The sequence below is a fragment of the Candidatus Methylomirabilota bacterium genome (assembly GCA_036002485.1).
GTDB lineage: Bacteria > Methylomirabilota > Methylomirabilia > Rokubacteriales > CSP1-6 > AR37.
In genome coordinates this window covers 1-16,223 of sequence record DASYTI010000239.1, presented here as the reverse complement: position 1 = coordinate 16,223, position 16,223 = coordinate 1, and the positions used below count along the sequence as shown (strand labels likewise).

Annotated in this window: 18 protein-coding genes; 11 read left to right on the top strand and 7 right to left on the bottom strand. The window is 66.2% G+C overall.

From position 1 onward, the window contains the following. The 11 genes from VGT00_20745 to VGT00_20695 all read left to right on the top strand — a co-directional run. Positions 1–922: ATP-binding protein (locus VGT00_20745; GenBank protein HEV8533860.1), on the top strand; the 922-nt coding region annotated here is incomplete at its 5' end. Then, the gene (locus VGT00_20740) at positions 912–1,286 is read left to right on the top strand and encodes a response regulator (GenBank protein HEV8533859.1); all 375 of its coding nucleotides are present in this window, start codon (positions 912–914) and stop codon (positions 1,284–1,286) included. The genes VGT00_20745 and VGT00_20740, both read left to right, overlap by 11 nt. Beyond that, on the top strand, positions 1,283–2,377 hold the full coding sequence (locus tag VGT00_20735) for a response regulator (protein ID HEV8533858.1): 1,095 nt from the start codon (positions 1,283–1,285) through the stop codon (positions 2,375–2,377). Before VGT00_20740 ends, VGT00_20735 begins: the two co-directional genes overlap by 4 nt. 10 nt (positions 2,378–2,387) lie before the next feature. Further along, a complete protein-coding gene (locus VGT00_20730; protein HEV8533857.1) occupies positions 2,388–3,632 on the top strand; it encodes an alanine--glyoxylate aminotransferase family protein in 1,245 nt (414 codons plus the stop codon). 162 nt (positions 3,633–3,794) lie between these two features. Next, positions 3,795–4,730 carry an N-carbamoyl-D-amino-acid hydrolase gene (locus VGT00_20725; GenBank protein ID HEV8533856.1) on the top strand — a complete coding sequence of 312 codons (936 nt, stop codon included), beginning with the start codon at positions 3,795–3,797 and terminating at the stop codon, positions 4,728–4,730. 58 nt (positions 4,731–4,788) lie between these two features. Beyond that, positions 4,789–7,203, top strand: a complete 2,415-nt coding sequence (locus tag VGT00_20720) for a GAF domain-containing protein (protein HEV8533855.1) — start codon at positions 4,789–4,791, stop codon at positions 7,201–7,203. Between the two features lie 47 nt (positions 7,204–7,250). After that, positions 7,251–7,622 (top strand): hypothetical protein, encoded by a 372-nt coding sequence (locus VGT00_20715; protein ID HEV8533854.1) that lies wholly within the window; start codon positions 7,251–7,253, stop codon positions 7,620–7,622. 87 nt (positions 7,623–7,709) lie between these two features. Then, positions 7,710–8,705, top strand: coding sequence for an LLM class flavin-dependent oxidoreductase (locus tag VGT00_20710; GenBank protein ID HEV8533853.1), 996 nt, complete (start codon positions 7,710–7,712; stop codon positions 8,703–8,705). Further along, positions 8,705–9,745: a hypothetical protein gene (locus VGT00_20705; protein ID HEV8533852.1), complete on the top strand. Its 1,041-nt coding sequence runs from the start codon at positions 8,705–8,707 to the stop codon at positions 9,743–9,745. Before VGT00_20710 ends, VGT00_20705 begins: the two co-directional genes overlap by 1 nt. Further along, positions 9,742–10,026 carry a hypothetical protein gene (locus VGT00_20700; GenBank protein HEV8533851.1) on the top strand — a complete coding sequence of 95 codons (285 nt, stop codon included), beginning with the start codon at positions 9,742–9,744 and terminating at the stop codon, positions 10,024–10,026. The genes VGT00_20705 and VGT00_20700 overlap by 4 nt, the downstream gene beginning before the upstream one ends. Before the next feature lie 39 nt (positions 10,027–10,065). Beyond that, positions 10,066–10,272, top strand: a complete 207-nt coding sequence (locus VGT00_20695; protein ID HEV8533850.1) for a hypothetical protein — start codon at positions 10,066–10,068, stop codon at positions 10,270–10,272. 1 nt (position 10,273) lies between these two features. On the opposite strand, the gene VGT00_20690 is transcribed toward VGT00_20695, so the two are convergent. From VGT00_20690 to VGT00_20660, 7 genes are all read right to left on the bottom strand, one after another. Beyond that, positions 10,274–11,878: an ABC transporter substrate-binding protein gene (locus VGT00_20690; GenBank protein HEV8533849.1), complete on the bottom strand. Its 1,605-nt coding sequence runs from the start codon at positions 11,876–11,878 to the stop codon at positions 10,274–10,276. 29 nt (positions 11,879–11,907) lie between these two features. Beyond that, entirely contained in the window at positions 11,908–12,423 is a 516-nt protein-coding gene (locus VGT00_20685; GenBank protein HEV8533848.1) for a hypothetical protein, read from the bottom strand. Next, a complete protein-coding gene (locus tag VGT00_20680; protein ID HEV8533847.1) occupies positions 12,424–13,059 on the bottom strand; it encodes an HAD-IA family hydrolase in 636 nt (211 codons plus the stop codon). A gap of 657 nt (positions 13,060–13,716) precedes the next feature. Further along, entirely contained in the window at positions 13,717–14,037 is a 321-nt protein-coding gene (locus tag VGT00_20675; GenBank protein ID HEV8533846.1) for a DUF5615 family PIN-like protein, read from the bottom strand. Then, positions 14,034–14,246, bottom strand: a complete 213-nt coding sequence (locus tag VGT00_20670) for a DUF433 domain-containing protein (GenBank protein ID HEV8533845.1) — start codon at positions 14,244–14,246, stop codon at positions 14,034–14,036. Before VGT00_20670 ends, VGT00_20675 begins: the two co-directional genes overlap by 4 nt. Before the next feature lie 574 nt (positions 14,247–14,820). Then, positions 14,821–15,093, bottom strand: coding sequence for a hypothetical protein (locus VGT00_20665; GenBank protein ID HEV8533844.1), 273 nt, complete (start codon positions 15,091–15,093; stop codon positions 14,821–14,823). Further along, positions 15,090–15,881 carry a hypothetical protein gene (locus VGT00_20660; protein ID HEV8533843.1) on the bottom strand — a complete coding sequence of 264 codons (792 nt, stop codon included), beginning with the start codon at positions 15,879–15,881 and terminating at the stop codon, positions 15,090–15,092. The genes VGT00_20665 and VGT00_20660 overlap by 4 nt, the downstream gene beginning before the upstream one ends. Positions 15,882–16,223 lie beyond the last annotated feature (342 nt).

The window sequence follows — 16,223 nt, the reverse complement described above, 5'->3', positions numbered from 1 at the left end:
CGGCCTCGCCGATGTCGCGAAGTTCCGAAGCATCCTCTCCGTGCCCATGCTGCGGGACGGACAGCCCATCGGAACGATCACGGTGGCGGCGGCGCGGACGATGCTGTTTCCGGACAAACAGGTCGAGCTGCTGAAGACCTTTGCCGACCAGGCGGTGATCGCCGTCGAGAATACGCGGCTGTTCAACGAGATCCAGGACAAGACGCAGCAGCTGGAGATCGCCAATCGGCACAAGAGCGAATTCCTCGCCAATATGTCGCATGAGCTCCGGACGCCGCTCAATGCGGTGATCGGCTTCTCCGAGGTTCTCCTCGAGCGCATGTTCGGTGAGGTCAACCCCAAGCAGGAGGAATACCTCACCGACATCCTGTCGTCCGGGAAGCATCTGCTCTCCCTCATCAACGACATCCTCGATTTGTCCAAGATCGAGGCGGGTCGCATGGAGCTCGAGGCGCAACCCTTCGACCTACCGGGGGCGCTCGACAATGCCCTCACCCTGATCAGGGAGCGCGCGGCACGGCACGGGCTGAAGCTCGAGGTGACGGTGGATCCGCGCCTGGGCGAGGTGAAGGGAGAGGAGCGGAAGGTCAAGCAAGTGCTCCTGAACCTGCTTTCGAATGCGGTGAAGTTCACTCCCGAAGGCGGCAAGATCTCCATCGCCGCCCATCTCAAGGACGGCATGGCGGAGGTATCAGTGGCCGACACCGGCGTGGGTATCGCCCAGGAAGACCAGGAGGCCATCTTCGAGGAGTTCAGACAGGTCGGCACCGACTACGCGCGCAAGCGCGAGGGCACGGGGCTGGGCCTGGCCCTCGCCCGGCGGCTCGTTGAGCTGCACGGGGGCAAGCTCTGGGTGCAGAGCGAGCCGGGCCAGGGGTCGACGTTCACCTTCACGCTGCCGGTGAGCGCCCATGGCCGGTGAGCTCATCTTGATCATCGAGGACAATGAGAAGAACCGCCGGCTCGTTCGCGACGTGCTCCAGTTCAAAGGCTATGAAACCATCGAGACGGAGACCGGAGAGGAGGGGGTGGAGCTCGCTCGGACGCGGCAGCCCGCGCTGGTCCTGATGGACATCCAGTTGCCCGGCATTGACGGCATCACGGCGCTCAAGCGGCTGCGTGAGAACCCCGCCACCCGCGGCATGCGCGTGATGGCCGTGACCGCCTCCGCCATGACCCAGGACAGACAGAACATCCTCGCGGCGGGTTTCGACGGCTATCAGAGCAAGCCCATCAACGTGAAGAGCTTCCTCGAAGCGGTCGATACGCTCCTCAGGCAGCCATGAGCGAGCCCGCGCGCATCCTCGTCGTCGACGACACGCCGCACAACGTCAAGCTCCTGGCCGATGTTCTGAGCGCCCGCGGCTACGTGGTGAGCACGGCCTCCTCGGGCAAGGAAGCGCTCGAAAAGGTCGTCTCCGAGCCGCCTGATCTCGTCCTCCTCGACGTCGTCATGCCGGAGATGAGCGGATACGAAGTCTGTCGCGCCATCCGCAATGGCCCCGACACCACACGGCTGCCCGTGGTCATGGTGACGGCGCTCGATCCCGGCGAGGAGCGCGTCAAGGGGATAGAGGCGGGGGCCGACGACTTCCTGACCAAGCCCATCAATCAGCCGGAGCTCCTCGCGCGGGTTCGCTCCCTCCTCAGGATCAAGCAGCTGTGGGACGAGCTGGCCCTCCTCAATCGCACGCTGGAGGCCCGAGTGGCCGAACAGGTCGGCCAGCTCGATCGCCTGGGCAAGCTCAAGCGCTTCTTCTCGCCCCAGCTCGCCGAGATGATCGTCTCCGGCAGCGCGGAGGATCCGCTCAAGAGCCACCGGCGCGAGATCACCGTGGTCTTCCTCGACCTCCGCGGCTTCACGGCCTTCGCCGAGACCTCCGAGCCCGAGGAGGTCATGTCGGTGCTGCGCGAGTACCACGCCGCCATGGGCCAGCTGATCCTGGCCGCGGAGGGGACGCTCGAGCGCTTCACGGGCGACGGCATGATGATCTTCTTCAATGACCCGGTGCCGGTGCCGAATCCTGCAGAGCGCGCGGTACGCATGGCCTCGGCCATGCGCGAGCGGGTGGCCGAGCTTGCCGTGGGATGGAAGAAGGCGGGCTTCGACCTCGACTTCGGGCTCGGCATCGCGCACGGCTATGCCACCATCGGCGCCATCGGCTTCGAGGGGCGCGTGGACTACGGCGCCATCGGCACCGTCACCAATCTCTCGGCCCGCCTCTGCTCCGAGGCCAAGCCCGGCCAGATCCTGCTCCAGCAGCGCGTGTTGACGGCGGTGGAAGGAATCGCCGAGGCCGAGCCGGTGGGGGAGATAACGCTGAAAGGCCTCAGCCGGCCGGTGAAAGTCTACAACCTGCTCAGGCTCACGAGCTAGCGCGCAGGTCGTGGACAAGGTCCCCGGCGACCTCGCTCCCGGCGCCCGCATCTTGCTCGGGCCCGGCCCCACCATGGCGGATCCCCGCGTGCTCCGCGCCATGGGCACGCCCCTCCTCGGCCAGTTCGATCCGGAATTCATCGCGGTGATGAACGAGGTCATGGAGCTTTTGCGGGCCGTCTTCCAGACGCAGAACGAGCGTGCCTTTCCCGTGCCCGGCACCGGACGCGCCGGCCTCGAGGCGGCCATGGTCTCTTTCCTGGAGCCCGGCGACCGCGTGGTCATCGCCGAGTGCGGGCGCTTCGGCCTTCTCATGATCGAGATCGCCGAGCGTTGCGGCGCGACCGTGGTGCCCGTTCGCGCCGAATGGGGGCGTCTGGTCGAGGCCGAAGCGGTTGGAAAGGCCCTCGCGGGCGGCCCCACGCGCATGGTCGCGGTGGTTCACGGCGAGACCTCGACGGGCGTGCTCCAGCCGCTCGAAGAGCTGGCGCGCCTGGCTCATGCCCATGACGCGCTCCTCATGACCGACGCCGTGGTGACGCTCGGCGGCTGCGAGGTGGCGACGGACCGATGGGGGGCGGACGTCGTCGTCGCGGGCACCCAGAAGTGCCTCTCGTGCCCCTCTGGCCTCGCGCCCATCACCTACAATGCGCGCGCGGAGGCGGTGCTCGAGAAGCGCCTTCGCCGGATTCGCAGCAACTATCTCGACCTCCAGCAGCTGCAGCGCTACTGGAGCCCCGCGCGCTACAACCACCACACGGCGCCGACCTCCATGGTCTTCGGCCTCCGCGAGGGCCTCCGCGCCTGCCTGGTCGAAGGACTCGAGGCCCGCTTCGAACGCCACCGGCTTCACGGCGCGGCCCTTCGCGCAGGACTCGACGTCATGGGCCTGCGCCTCTTCGGCTCCGAGCCCGAGAGCCGCCGGCTGCCCTTCATCACGCCGGTCATCGTGCCCGATGGGGTGGACGAGCTTCGCGTGCGGCAGCGGATGATCCAGGATTTTGGCGTCGAGATCGGCGCGGCCTTCGGCCCGCTCCAGGGCAAGATCTGGCGTATCGGGACCATGGGCTATTCCGCGCAGCGGCAGAATATCCTCCTGGGCCTGGCCGCTCTCGAGGCATCGCTGGCCGCGGAAGGGTTTGCCCTGCCCATGGGGGCAGGCGTGGCGGCGGCGGCCGCCCACTACCAGAAGGCCGGTGTGGGCAGCGACGGCGTCAGCGACAGCCTGGGCGCTCGCGGCGCCGGGCAATACTAATAGGTATCCCTCTCCCCCATCGGGGGAGAGGGCCGCAGTTCGAGCCGAGACGCTCGCCTCGAGCGACGAGGCGAGGGCTGAGTAGATAAGGGGGCGGTGAAATGGATCGACCCTCACCCCGGCCCTCTCCCTGTCAGGGAGAGAGAATTAAGGAGAGAAGCGATCTCTAGAATCGTCACGGTCGGCGCGGCCCAGCTCGGGCCCATCCAGCGAGCCGACGGCCGGCCACAGGTCGTCAAGCGGCTGATCGAGCTTCTCCAGCGCGCCAAGACTCACGGCTGCGACCTCGTGGTTTTCCCCGAGCTCGCCCTGACCACCTTCTTCCCGCGCTGGTGGATGGAGGACCAGGCCGAGATCGACGCCTTCTTCGAGCGCGAGATGCCGGGGCGGGAGACGCGTCCGCTCTTCGAGGAGGCCCAGCGCCTGGGCCTGGGCTTCTGCCTCGGCTATGCGGAGCTCGCGGTCGAGGGTGGGGCCACGCGCCGCTTCAATACCTCGATCCTGGTGGATGCCGCGGGACGCATGGTGGGCAAGTACCGGAAGATCCACTTGCCCGGTCATGCCGAGCACGAGCCGTGGCGGGCATTCCAGCACCTGGAGAAGCGCTACTTCCAGGTGGGTGACCTCGGCTGGGGCGTGTGGCGCGCTTTCGGCGGGCTCATGGGCATGTGCATCTGCAATGACCGGCGCTGGCCCGAGACCTACCGCGTCATGGGCCTCCAGGGCGTGGAGATGATCCTCCTGGGCTACAACACGCCCGCGCACCACCCGCCCGCGCCCGAGCACGATCTTCTCGGCAACTTCCACAATCAGCTCGTCATGCGGGCCGGCGCCTACCAGAACGGCACGTGGGTGGTGGGCGTGGCCAAGTGCGGCCGGGAAGAGGGCTGCGACATGATCGGGCAGAGCCAGATCATCGCGCCCTCCGGCGAGACGGTCGCCATGTGCACGACGCTCGAGGACGAGCTCTGCGTGGCCCGCTGTGACCTCGACCTCACGCGCTCCTACAAGGAGACCGTCTTCAATTTCGCGCGCCACCGGAGGCCGGAGCACTACCGCTTGATCGTGGACCAGACGGGCGCCGTCCCCCCACCCTGACTCGGCCGGCGGCCCGCATTCGAGACCCAGCGGCCGCGGTGTTACACTAGGTGCCGCCATGAGCGAGGTTCACGTGCCCGCGGGCGCTCAAGTCAGCGTCACCACCAAGGTTGACGAGTTCCCATTCCGTACGGAGCTCAGCCTGGCCCCGCTCATCCGATACTGGCAGCACGAGGTCGCCGAAGGCTGCTCCGTGCTGGCTTCGGTTGCTCGGACCGTGCTCGACCAGGTCGCCCAGGCGCCCGAGCTCGCCGGCCCCGTCACCGATCTGACCGCCGTCCGGGCCCACGACGATCTGCTCCGCGCGCTCATGGTCGCGGTGTTCTCGCCCGCGGCCGAGGACGACGGCTATGCCGCGGCCCTTCTCCCATTCCGGCTGCAGACCTTCTTCGCCACGCCCGGCTTCACCCGCCTCCTGACCGGAGGCGACGGCTTCGTCCAGGCGCGAGTGGACGTCGACCCCTCTCTCCTCGTCCACGTCCGGCTCCTCCACGCTTATTCCCTCATCCTGCTCCGGGTGTACGGCATCGATGTCGGCGTCGAGTATCCCTGGGTGTCCAGCGTGACGGATCCCGACACGGGGCTCGACCGGTATTTCAAATTCCTCGTGAATCGGCGTTTTCTCGACGTGGACGTGATGGGTGAGCCCCCGGTGCTCAGCGAGGCGCTCCGGAAGCGTCTGGGCGCGGGAATCCTGGACCCGTCCGCCCTCCTGGAGGTGCTGCCGCCAGACCGGTTCGTCATCCGCGGCTTCTCCATCATCAAGGCCGTCGAGGTGACCGAGCAAGAGGTGCTGTCCGCCATCGAGCGGGAGCTCATCGACAAGGAGTCCATCGTCTCGACCGAGCGATTCAGGGGATTGCAAGACAAGGTCCGCGCGCTCCTGCGGCGCCCCGAGATCGATCTGGGTCTCGCCGCCATCGAGGGCGATCGCATCCTGACCCTCAACTTCGGCTCCCGGGATGCGCACGGTTGTATCTTCGCCGGGTCGACGCATCATCGGGTGAGCGACTTCGCCGGCTCCATCTACGAGCGGGCCGCCCAGGAGCGCCGGCCCCTGTTCGTCGAGGATCTGGAGGCCTATCCGAAGCGGTCACGCACCGAGGACGGCTTACTCGCCCTGGGCTACCGGAGCCTCGTGGTGGCGCCTCTCATCTATCAGGACGCCCTCATCGGCAGCCTCAAGCTGGTCTCGCCGAAGCCCGGATCGCTGAACCTGACCCTCATGCCCCACCTGCAGCAGATCCTTCCGCTCTTCGCCATGGCGGTGAAGCGCAGCATGGACGAGCTGAACAACCGCGTCCAGGCCATCATCAAGGAGAACTGCACGGCCATCCATCCGGTGGTCGAGTGGCGCTTCCGTCAGGCCGTCCTCAATGGCCTGGATCGTCCGGCCGCCACCGGGGAGGCGCCGGCCGGCCAGATCGAGCCCATCGTCTTCCGCGAGGTGTATCCGCTCTACGCGCTCGCGGATATCCGGGGCTCGTCGACCCATCGCGCCTGGGCCATCCAGGGCGATCTCCTGGCTCAGCTCGGCCTGGCCCGCGAGATCCTCCAGGCCGCCCATCGGACCCGCCCCATGCCCATCCTCGATCAGATTGGCTACAAGATCGAACGCTACGCCACCGACGTCGAAGTCTCGCTGCGGAGCGGAGACGAAGTCGGGCTGATCGCCTTCCTGCGTCGCGAGGTCGAGGAGCTCTTCGGCCACCTGGAGAGCCTGGGGCCGGACGTGCGAGAGCGCATCGAGGCCTATCGTCGCGCCCTCGACCCCCAGCTGGGCGCGGTGGGCACGCGCCGGCGGGCCTTCGAAGAGAGCCTCACCCTCATCAACGACACGATCGCGAGCTATCTGGACGCCGAGGAGCAGGCCGCCCAGATCCTCGCCCCGCACTACTTCGAGAAGCAGCGCACCGACGGCGTGGACTACAGCATCTATGCGGGGGCCTCGCTCGTCGAGGATGGCGGCTTCACGCCGCTGCACCTCAAGAACCTGCGGCTCTGGCAGCTCATGGTCGCCTGCGGCATCGCCCTGGAGGTCGAGCGCATCAAGCCCCGTCTGGCCGAGCCGCTCGAGACGACCAGCCTCATCCTCGTCCAGCATGCGCCCCTGTCCATCCGCTTCCGCTTCGACGAGAAGCGCTTCGACGTCGACGGCGCCTACAATGTCCGCTACGAGATCATGAAGAAGCGGATCGACAAGGCCGTGGTGCGTGGGACCACCGAGCGGGTGACGCAGCCGGGGAAGATCGCCATCATCTATTCTCAAGAAACGGAGGCCGCCGAGTATGGCGACTACATCGCCTACCTTCAGTCCCTCGGCTCCCTCGAGCGCGAGGTGGAGCGACTCGAGCTCGAGGAGCTCCAGGGCGTCTCGGGCCTCCGGGCGCTGCGGGTGACCGTGAGCTTGAAGCCCGCGTCCATCGAGGCGCGCGGGGCGGCGGCTGCGGCAGCACGGCAGGCTCTCGGGTGAGCGGTCGACCGGCACTCCTCACTTTTCCTTTCGAGAGGCCACGGCACATGCTTGGACGACGTCTGGCGGCGCTCGCGGTCGCTTGCCTCCTGTTTCCGGCCGTGGGCCATGGCGCCGAGACGAGCGGCGGCTCCGATGGAGACCTGAAGCTGTCCTGGACCGTGGAGCCCCAGACCCGCGACTATACGGCAGTCTGCGGCAATGTCTTCAACCAGCGACGAATGTCGGGGCGCAATATCCGCATCACGGTCGAGGGGTTCGACGGCAACGGCCGGCTGCTCAACGCGCGCGACGCCTCGGGTCCGCGCGACATCTCCGCCCTCGGCGGTGTCCCGTTCTGCGTCACCATGCCCGTGGGGGCCGCCCGCTACCGCGTGCGCATCGCGACGATCGACTGGGACGTTCAGACCGGTCAGTAGCTCTCGCGCCCGCGCGGCGGCCGGCCTTCGAGTACACTAGCCGTCACTCAAGAGCCTCAGACGCCCCTTCGACGGAGGACGTGCAGGATGGCGAAGCTCAAGTTTGGCGCCTGGATCCCCACCTATGCGTGGAGCGGCGGCCAGAGCGATCCCAAGAACGTCAAGCGCATCCGCGAGTCGATCGAGAAGTGCGAGAAGTACGGCATCGACGTCTGGGTCATCGATCATCTCCTCTCGGCGCCGGGGCTGTACGGCAATGCGTGGCTCGAGCCGCTCAGCATGCTCGCCTATGCCGCCGCCCTCACCCGCAAGGTCAAGGTCGCCACGGGCATCCTGGTCCTTCCCGTGCGGCACCCCGTCGTCCTCGCCAAGGAGATCTCGACCCTCTGCCATCTCTCCCAGAACCGCTATGTCTTCGGCGTAGGGCCCGGCTGGTACGCGAGAGAGTACGAGGTCACGGGCTCCCGCATCGAGGAGCGCGGCAAGCGGACCGACGAGATCATCGAGGCGGTCACGCTGCTCCTGACCAAGCCCAATGCGTCCTTCTCCGGCAAGCACTACCAGTTCAACGACGTGACGATAGAGCCGCGTCCGCCCAGGATGCCGCAGATCTGGGTCTCCGGCGGCTCGCGCGTGCCCGACCCCGGCGAGCACGACGTGCCCGTCATTGCCACCACCGTCATGGACCGGATCGTCAAGGCGGGCAACTGGCTTTCCCGCTGCTCGGGGACGCAGGAGTGGGTCAAGCGCGACTGGGGGCTCCTACAGGAGCATGCAAAGGTGAAGGGCAAAGACCCCAAGAAGATCACCTTCGGGCACTGCAACTTCATTCACATGGTAGACACCGCAAGTGACGAGAAAGCCAAGGAAAAGTCGAAGGCGCCGTTCATCCGGACCATGGGCACCCACCGGAGCTACCAGCACCTGCAGGAGTGCTACATGATCGGCAGCCCCGAGCGCCTCAACGCGCGCATCGAGGATCTGCGCAGGGCGGGCCTCCAGTACCTCGTGCTCGGCCCCGTCACGGACGATCCGAAGCAGATCGACCTCATGGCGAAGAGGATCGTGAAGCAGTTCAAGTGATGGCGCTCCCCGCAAAGCTGACCGCCGCCGAGCAGCCGGTCGCCACCTGGGTCGAGGGCGTCGAGACGTACTTCGAGCGCGGGTGGACCGACGGGCTTCCCGTGGTGCCGGCGACCGAGGACGCGGTGTGGCGATTTCTCGAAGCCGCCGGCCGCCAGCCCGGCGACGTGGTGATCACCGAGCCGGTTCGGCGTCGCACGATCACCGCCGAGAAGGTGGCCATCAACGCCGTCCTGGCGGGATGCCGGCCCGAGTACATGCCCGTGCTCCTGGCCGCCCTCGAGGCCATGGGGGATCCCGCCTTCACGCTGCACGGGGCCATCACGAGCACGGGAGGCTCGGCCACGCTCGTCGTGGTCAACGGCCCCATCAGACGGCGCCTCGAGTTCAACAGCGGGGCGAACGTCTTCGGCCCGGGCTGGCGAGCCAACGCGACGGTGGGCCGCGCCATCCGGCTCATCACGCTCAATTGCCTGGGCGCCCAGCCCGGGGTCCTCGACAAGTCCACGCAGGGCCATCCCGGCAAGTACAGCTACTGCATCGCGGACAACGAGGAAGAGAATCCCTGGGAGCCGCTTCATGTGGAGCGGGGATTCGCGCGCGAGGCGAGTACGGTCACCGTCTTTGCCGCCGAGGGACCGCACAACGTGCTCAGCCACTACGGGGAGACGGCCGAGGCGATCCTCGTCACCCTCGGCGACACCATGGCGAGCCTGGGCAGCTTCAGTCCGGGCCAATCGTTCCTCGTCCTGGCTCCCGAGCACGTCCAGATCCTCGCGCGGGACGGCTGGACGAAGGCGCGCCTCAAGGAGGATCTGTACGCGAGGGCGCGACGCACGCGCGCCGATCTCAAGCGGGGAGGCAAGCTGGCGGGGGCCATCGAGCCGGGCGACGAGACGCAGTGGGTCCACCGTGGCCAGGGGCCCGACGACATCCATATCGTGGTGGCGGGCGGCGGGGCGGGCGGCCACTCCGCGTTCATCCCGTCCTGGAGCCGTTATCGAAACTCGCTGGCTGTCACACGGGAGGTTCGACCATGACCATCAAGATCCTCGATCCGACCATCGCCGCCGACCACGCCGAGAGCAGCCTGGCCAAGCGGGTGGGCGACCTCGACGGCAAGGTGCTCGGCCTGCTGAGCAACAGCAAGGTCAACGGCGACCACCTGCTCGATCTCATGCGCGCGCGCCTGGCCGCGCGGTATCGCCTCAAGAGCGTGGTGACCATGACGAAGTCGAGCGCGAGCCGCGTGGCCGACGACGCCATGCTCGACGCCCTGGCCCGCGACTGCGATGTCGTGGTGACCGCCATCGGCGACTGAGGGTCGTGCAGCACGTGCAGTTTGCACGACGGGATCGAGTTGGACCGGCGCGGCGTACCCACCGCCGTCATCTGCACGGAGCAGTTCGTCTCGAGCGTGAAGGCCCAGGCCGAGATCTGCGGGAACCCGCTCTACCCCTTTGTGGTCGTCGCCCATCCCATCGGGAGCCTGACGCGGCGCGAGCTCGAAGAGCGCGCGGACGCCGCGGTGCCCCGGGTGGTCGCGATCCTCACCGGAGCGTTGTGACCTACTTGTCGCGCCACACCTCCTGCAGGCGACCCCAGCCGTAGATCGAATGGTGGGGCACCAGGTTCTTCACGTGTGGCCACACCGTGAAGTAGTCGAGTCGCCAGACGAGGGACGGCCGGGCGGCCGTCTGCTCCAGCTTCAGCTGGATCTCATTGACCAGGGCGAGCCGCTTCCGGGCATCCAGCTCCTGAGATTGCCGGTCGATGAGCTGGGTGAGGCTCTCGTCGCAATAGCCTGAATAGTTCCGGGACGATCCGCAGGCATAGTGCTCGTAGAAGTTCGCATCGGGGTCATCGGGCTCGAGACCGTTTCGATCCGTGCCGAGCTGAAACTCCCCGCGCGCCTGCATTGGATACCACTGGGATGAGTCCACCTGCCTCAGCGAGGCTTCGATGCCGACGCGCTTGAGCTCGCCGATCACGAAGGAGCTGAGGTCGGCGAAGGCCGGGAGGTTGCGGGTGACCATCTCGAGCTTCAGGGGACTGCTGGGACCGAATCCGGCCTCGCCGAGCAGCTTGCGGGCCTGGGCCTTCTCCTCGCTGGGATTGCCGTAGCCGGCGAGCCCGCGCAGATCAGCCTCGAGCATGCCCCACACTCCGTAGGGCCTGGGCACCATGGAGGCGCCGAGGGTGGCTCCTCCCTGGTAGACGGCAGCCGCGAGGGCCCGCCGGTCGATGGCGCGGTTGACGGCCTGACGCACCTTGGCGTTGTCGAACGGCGGCTTCCTCGTATTGAGGATGAGATGATCGAGGACGCTGGAATTCACGGTCGTGATGACGAGCTGGGGCACGGCCTTCTTGAGCTGATCGGCGATGCCCTTCCCCGTTTCGCCCGGGAACGTCGCATCCACGCGCCCCGCCTGGACGGCCGCCGTGGCCGTTCCGCGCTCCGCGATGATCAGATATCGCAGGCCGTCCAGGTAGGGCCGGCCCTTCACGAAGTAGTCGGGGTTCTTCACGTACTCGACGAACTCGCCCTTGCGCCAGTCCTTCAGCTTGAAGGGCCCCGTGCCGACGCAACCCGCCCGGTAGCTGGCCGCGGGCACGTGAGCGGCGTAGATGGGTGTGTATCCGGAGGCCAGCATGAGGAGCAGGGAGGGCTGGGGCCGCTTCAGCCGGAACACCACGGTGAGCGGATCGATGGCGTCGACCGCCTCGACGTTGGCCCACCATTCCTTCCGCGGGTTGAACCGCAGCTTGGCGGGAGCCTCCAGCGCCTCCCGGAGCATGTCGAAGGTGGCCTTGACGTCCCTGGAGGTGAAAGGCTTGCCGTCGTGCCACCTCACGTCCTTGCGGAGAAAGAAGACCAGCTTGCGATAGCTCTCCTGCCACGACCAGCGCTCGGCGAGCTCACCGATGAGGTTGTCCACGCTATGGGTGGGCTTCAGCGGATCGAAGAGCACCAGGTTGCTGAGGCACGGCATGGCCGGCCACATGGTGGAGATCGTCGGGCTCTCGTGGATCGCGAAGCCCTGCGGCAAGTCCTCGCGCAGCCTCAAGGTGAGCGAGCCGCCCGATCTGGGCGCCTGGCCGAGGGCGGGCGAGGCGGCCACGATCACCAGCGCCGCCAGGCCGACCACGCGAAGGAATCGCGGAATGCTCATGGCGTGCCTCCCAGGGCACGGAGAATACTTCAAGGCCGCACGACCCACTTGCTTCGATCGGGGCCCAGGTATCGCGCCCACCACTCACATCCTGACGCGTCCTGAACATGAGCATAGCCGTTTGCGAGCTGGAGCGGTCGGCGCTGACCGTTCGCGAACTCGACGGACGCGAAGATCTCGGCTGGGCGGGCCTCCGCCCAGTACACGGCGGGAGAGAGCATCCCGCCTTCGGGCTCGGCGTTCAGAAGGCGTCTGAGGTAGCCTCTCAACGTCTCGAGGTCGCGCCAATCGGTGGCGTCGTACTGGTGGATGAGGATTCTCTTCGCGTCCGGGCGCAGTGCCTCGCGGATAGTCGTCCTGCGCGCTGGTTTCGAAGGGCAGGGAGCCTCGCCGAATCTGCGCCCGAGATCGATCCGTGCCGAGAGAGAAGGTCGGGGATCGTCGACGATCTCGACCTCGGGCTCGGACCGGGCCGTCGACGATTCCGCGACGCCGCCGCCGAAGGCCAGGTCCAGACCCATGAACACCAGAAAGGCGAAGCGCAACTACATTCCATCCAACACCGGTGGTAGCTCCTCCAGCGATGACAGAATACCCGCGGCTTCATATTCGACAAAGTCACTCACCAGTGAACTTCCGCTCAGAACGGCAATGAAACGAACGCCAGCACGCTGTGCGGCCTCAGCATCGACTGGATGATCTCCCACATACACCGAGTCGGCGGCCGTCACCTTCAGCCCGGCCAGTGCGCGGTTCAATCCCTCCGGGTCCGGCTTGTGCTGAGCCACGTCCTCTCCGCCGACAATCAGTTCGAAGGCATCGGCGAGCTTCTCACGAGCAAGAATGCCTTTGATTCGACGACGAAACTTCGTGGAGACGATCGCGGTGCGAATACCCGACCGTCGTAGCGTCGCCAATGTACCCGGAACTTGAGGGAACATCACGGTGAGATCGGCCATCACCTCGTCGGCTCGCTCGACAAACCAGTGAGAGAACTCGCCCATGCTCGCAGGATCAGAGGCACCGGTGAGCGCGTAGAAGATTCGTGGCAGTGAGAGCCCCACCGTGCTGCAAATTGCCGTCCGATCAACTGGCGGCAACCCCATTTTGAGCAGGGCGTAGCTGACGCATTCCACAGCACCGGCGGTGGAGTCCGCGAGCGTGAGATCGAAATCGAACACGGCCGCATGAACCAAGGCGCTAGGCGCCGCTCGTCGGGGTCAGGTCTTGCAATCCAAGACCAGGCCTCGACATCTGGTCGATCCCCCCCTGAGTCCGGCGGGAAATGTATGAATGTGAGACCTGACCCCGATCTGACAAGCGCACCGGACGGACTGTTCTACCACGGTACCTGTGTGTTCCAAGGCGGCTGGATCTTCACGATCACGTCGCGCTCGACCGGAGCCGGCTCCCGATCTCGTCGTAGATGCTCATGGGTTGATCTCGCTTTGTACCCCTAACGTGAATTCGGCGGAACTATCCAAAAACCGTGACGCAGCGCCCACCAGCCTAGCAGGCGTTGGGTGATTGGGCTCGGGACCGAATATCAGCTCGGCATTTCTACTCCCTATGCTGCGATGTGTGGCAGACGCGCCCGTTCCTATGCGGAACCACTGGTCGGAACCGGACGAAGAGCGGTTGCTGGGAATAACGTGGGTCAAGCGGCCCGGACCTTTCACCCCCCTAGAACCTTTCGAAGGTCTGGGGTGCAGGGACCACGGGCGTCAGGTCTTGCAATCCAACATCAGGGCTAGGCACCTGGTCGCCCCCCGCAGCCGAGGCCGAGGGGAAATGTATGAATGTGAGACCTGACCCCCACGCCTTTCACTTACGTCAAGCTAGGTGCCGACCCATGTGACTTCGCCACGCTTTGCCACCGGCAAGGCGGTGAGCAACTGCGGCACGAGGCGACGCAGATCGGTGACGCGGTTCGATGGAGCACGCAACACGATCACGGCGAAGGAAAAGCGTGAGACGTCTTGTTGGAATGGGAGATTTCGGTCAACGGTGATGAAGGCGTCGAACTCGTCTTCTGCTCGGGCCAGCAGCTCGCCGTTCTTGAGTGCCGCGAAGCCCATCTCCGGAACCGTCTTCACATCGTGGCCCAGGATGTCTCCCGCGAGGCGTCGATCGACGCACTCATCGAGAAGCACCCTCACGGCGCCTGTGCGATCATTCGCGCGGCTGCCTCTTCGAGAAACGCGACGATCTGTGCTCGCTTGACGGTCGGAAACCCCGCCAAGAAGTCATCGATGGTTTCTCCGCCCTCGAGGTAGTCGATCAACGCTTGAACAGGCACGCGGGTGCCCGCGAAGACGGGCGCACCGCTGAGGATTTCCGGCGAGGACGTTATGATGGGCTGCCCCATAAATCCACCTTACACTTCTTTGAGTCCTGGCTTCCAGGGAATGTGGCGGAGCTCTAGCCCGCTCACTTCCGTCTTCTCGGCTGCTTGTTTTTCCGCCGTGGCTGCTTCTGTCGCCATGACGGAGGAGGACATCGCGCACAGTAGTAGGCGTTCCCCATCATAGCGTACGCGTCCTCGGCGAGGCGGATGATTGCTCCGCACTGCTTGCAGAGGGTGGGCGCGTAGCTCGGAGGATTGTCGAGCTTGATGAAGTTGTACTCGTTCGTGCCGTAATAGACGTACATCTCCGTCTCGAAATCGTCGCGGCAGCGCAGACACGCGCGCCAGTCCCCGCGATGATTCTCGGCGGAATGGTGGGCGCAGAGCGTATACCGATGGTGGTTCCGGAAACAGCTGTTGCGAGCGTACGAGAACATGACGTACTTGTGCTGATCGTCGCATATCCGTTGCCCGCAGCACGCGGTTCGCGTGAGCTCGCGCCTCTTCCCGCATAGCCCACAACAAGGGCCCGCACCCTTGAGCACCGTGAGGGGTGTGATGTCCCGCTTCGTCTTCCGCGCTGAAGCCACTGGGCCTAGAACCTCTCGAAGGCCTGGGGTGCCGTGGCCATCTTGAGGCGCAGGGAGGCCATGAAGACGAGGTAGGCGTGGGCGCCGAGGGCGAGCAGCTTGTCGCGGTCGAGAGTGCGGAGGGCGGCGGTCCGCTCGGGGTCGAGGCCGGCCTCGCGCAGGGTGGCGTCGGGATCTTTCAGGTAGCGCTCGCGGAAGGCGTCGTCTGACTTGAGCTGGTAGAGGCAGCGGTTGAGCGGGTAGCCCGAGGCGGGCGGGAAGGTGTAGTGGAGGCTCATGCGAGCGGCCACGTCACCGTGGCATTGCCGTGATGCCAGGAGGGCTCGTAACAGATGACCCGAGCCTTGGCCGGACCGACGGCGCCCAGAAGCGTGATCCAGGTCCTGAACTCGACGTTGCCGGCCTTGTCCAGCTCTTCGGCGGTGAGGGCGACCGTCTCGCTGCCGCGTCCCGCCACGAGCCGATCCAGCATCTGACGGTCCCAGTCGTAGTCCGGCGAGCCGTACTGGTCGGTGCCGGGGAAGTGTGAGAGCCCGCCCGAGGCCATGAGGGCCACGCGCTCGGGGCGCGCATCGAGGATGCCGCGCACGGCCTGGCCCCAGGCGTAGCACCGGGCGGGCGTCGGCTGGGGAGGGAGGTAGACATTGACGAAGAGGGGGACGATGGGCACCCGCGGCTCGGGCATGGTGAAGTGCAGCGGCACGAAGAAGGCATAGTCGAGGGCGAGATCCTGTGAGTACGTCAGGTCGAAGCCGCGCTCTATCCCTTGCTCGAGCAGGGTGCGGGCGAGGGGCTCGTGCACGTCGAAGGTATAGCGATAGCGGTCGAACTTGCCCGAGACGGAGGCCCCGACGTAGACAGCGAGAGCAGGGACGGAGGTGAGGAAGAAGCCCTCGACATGGTCCCCGGCGACCACACAGATGACATCGGGACGCGCGGCCTCGAGCAGCCGCTTGACCTCGCCATAGGCGGCGTGAACGCGAAGGACCATGTCGCGGTCCTCGGTCTCGGGCCGCACGAGCAGCTGCGGGGTGTGCGGGCAGGCAAAGGCAGCGACGAGCGGCATGGCACGATGCTAGGCCATCCTCAGTCAGGCACGCAAGCCCGGTACCATTGTACTTGCGTGAATCGTGCGCTTGGAGAGGTTGCCCCCTGATCTACTCAGCCCTCGCCTCGTGGCTGCGCCCCTCAGCTCGAACTGCGGCCCTCTCCCCCGATGGGGGAGAGGGATTCATGCCGGGTTGACTCGACAGCAACAGGTTGCGGCACGTCAAGGTCTCGTTGCGCATTTTCTCGGCAAAGCGGTCCAAGGGCGCATCACAAGCGCGTGGAATCACTGACGGCGGTGGGGGCAAGGCTCTTGCTATGCGATACCCCGTCGGCTATAACTAGGGCCTCTCGGTCTTCA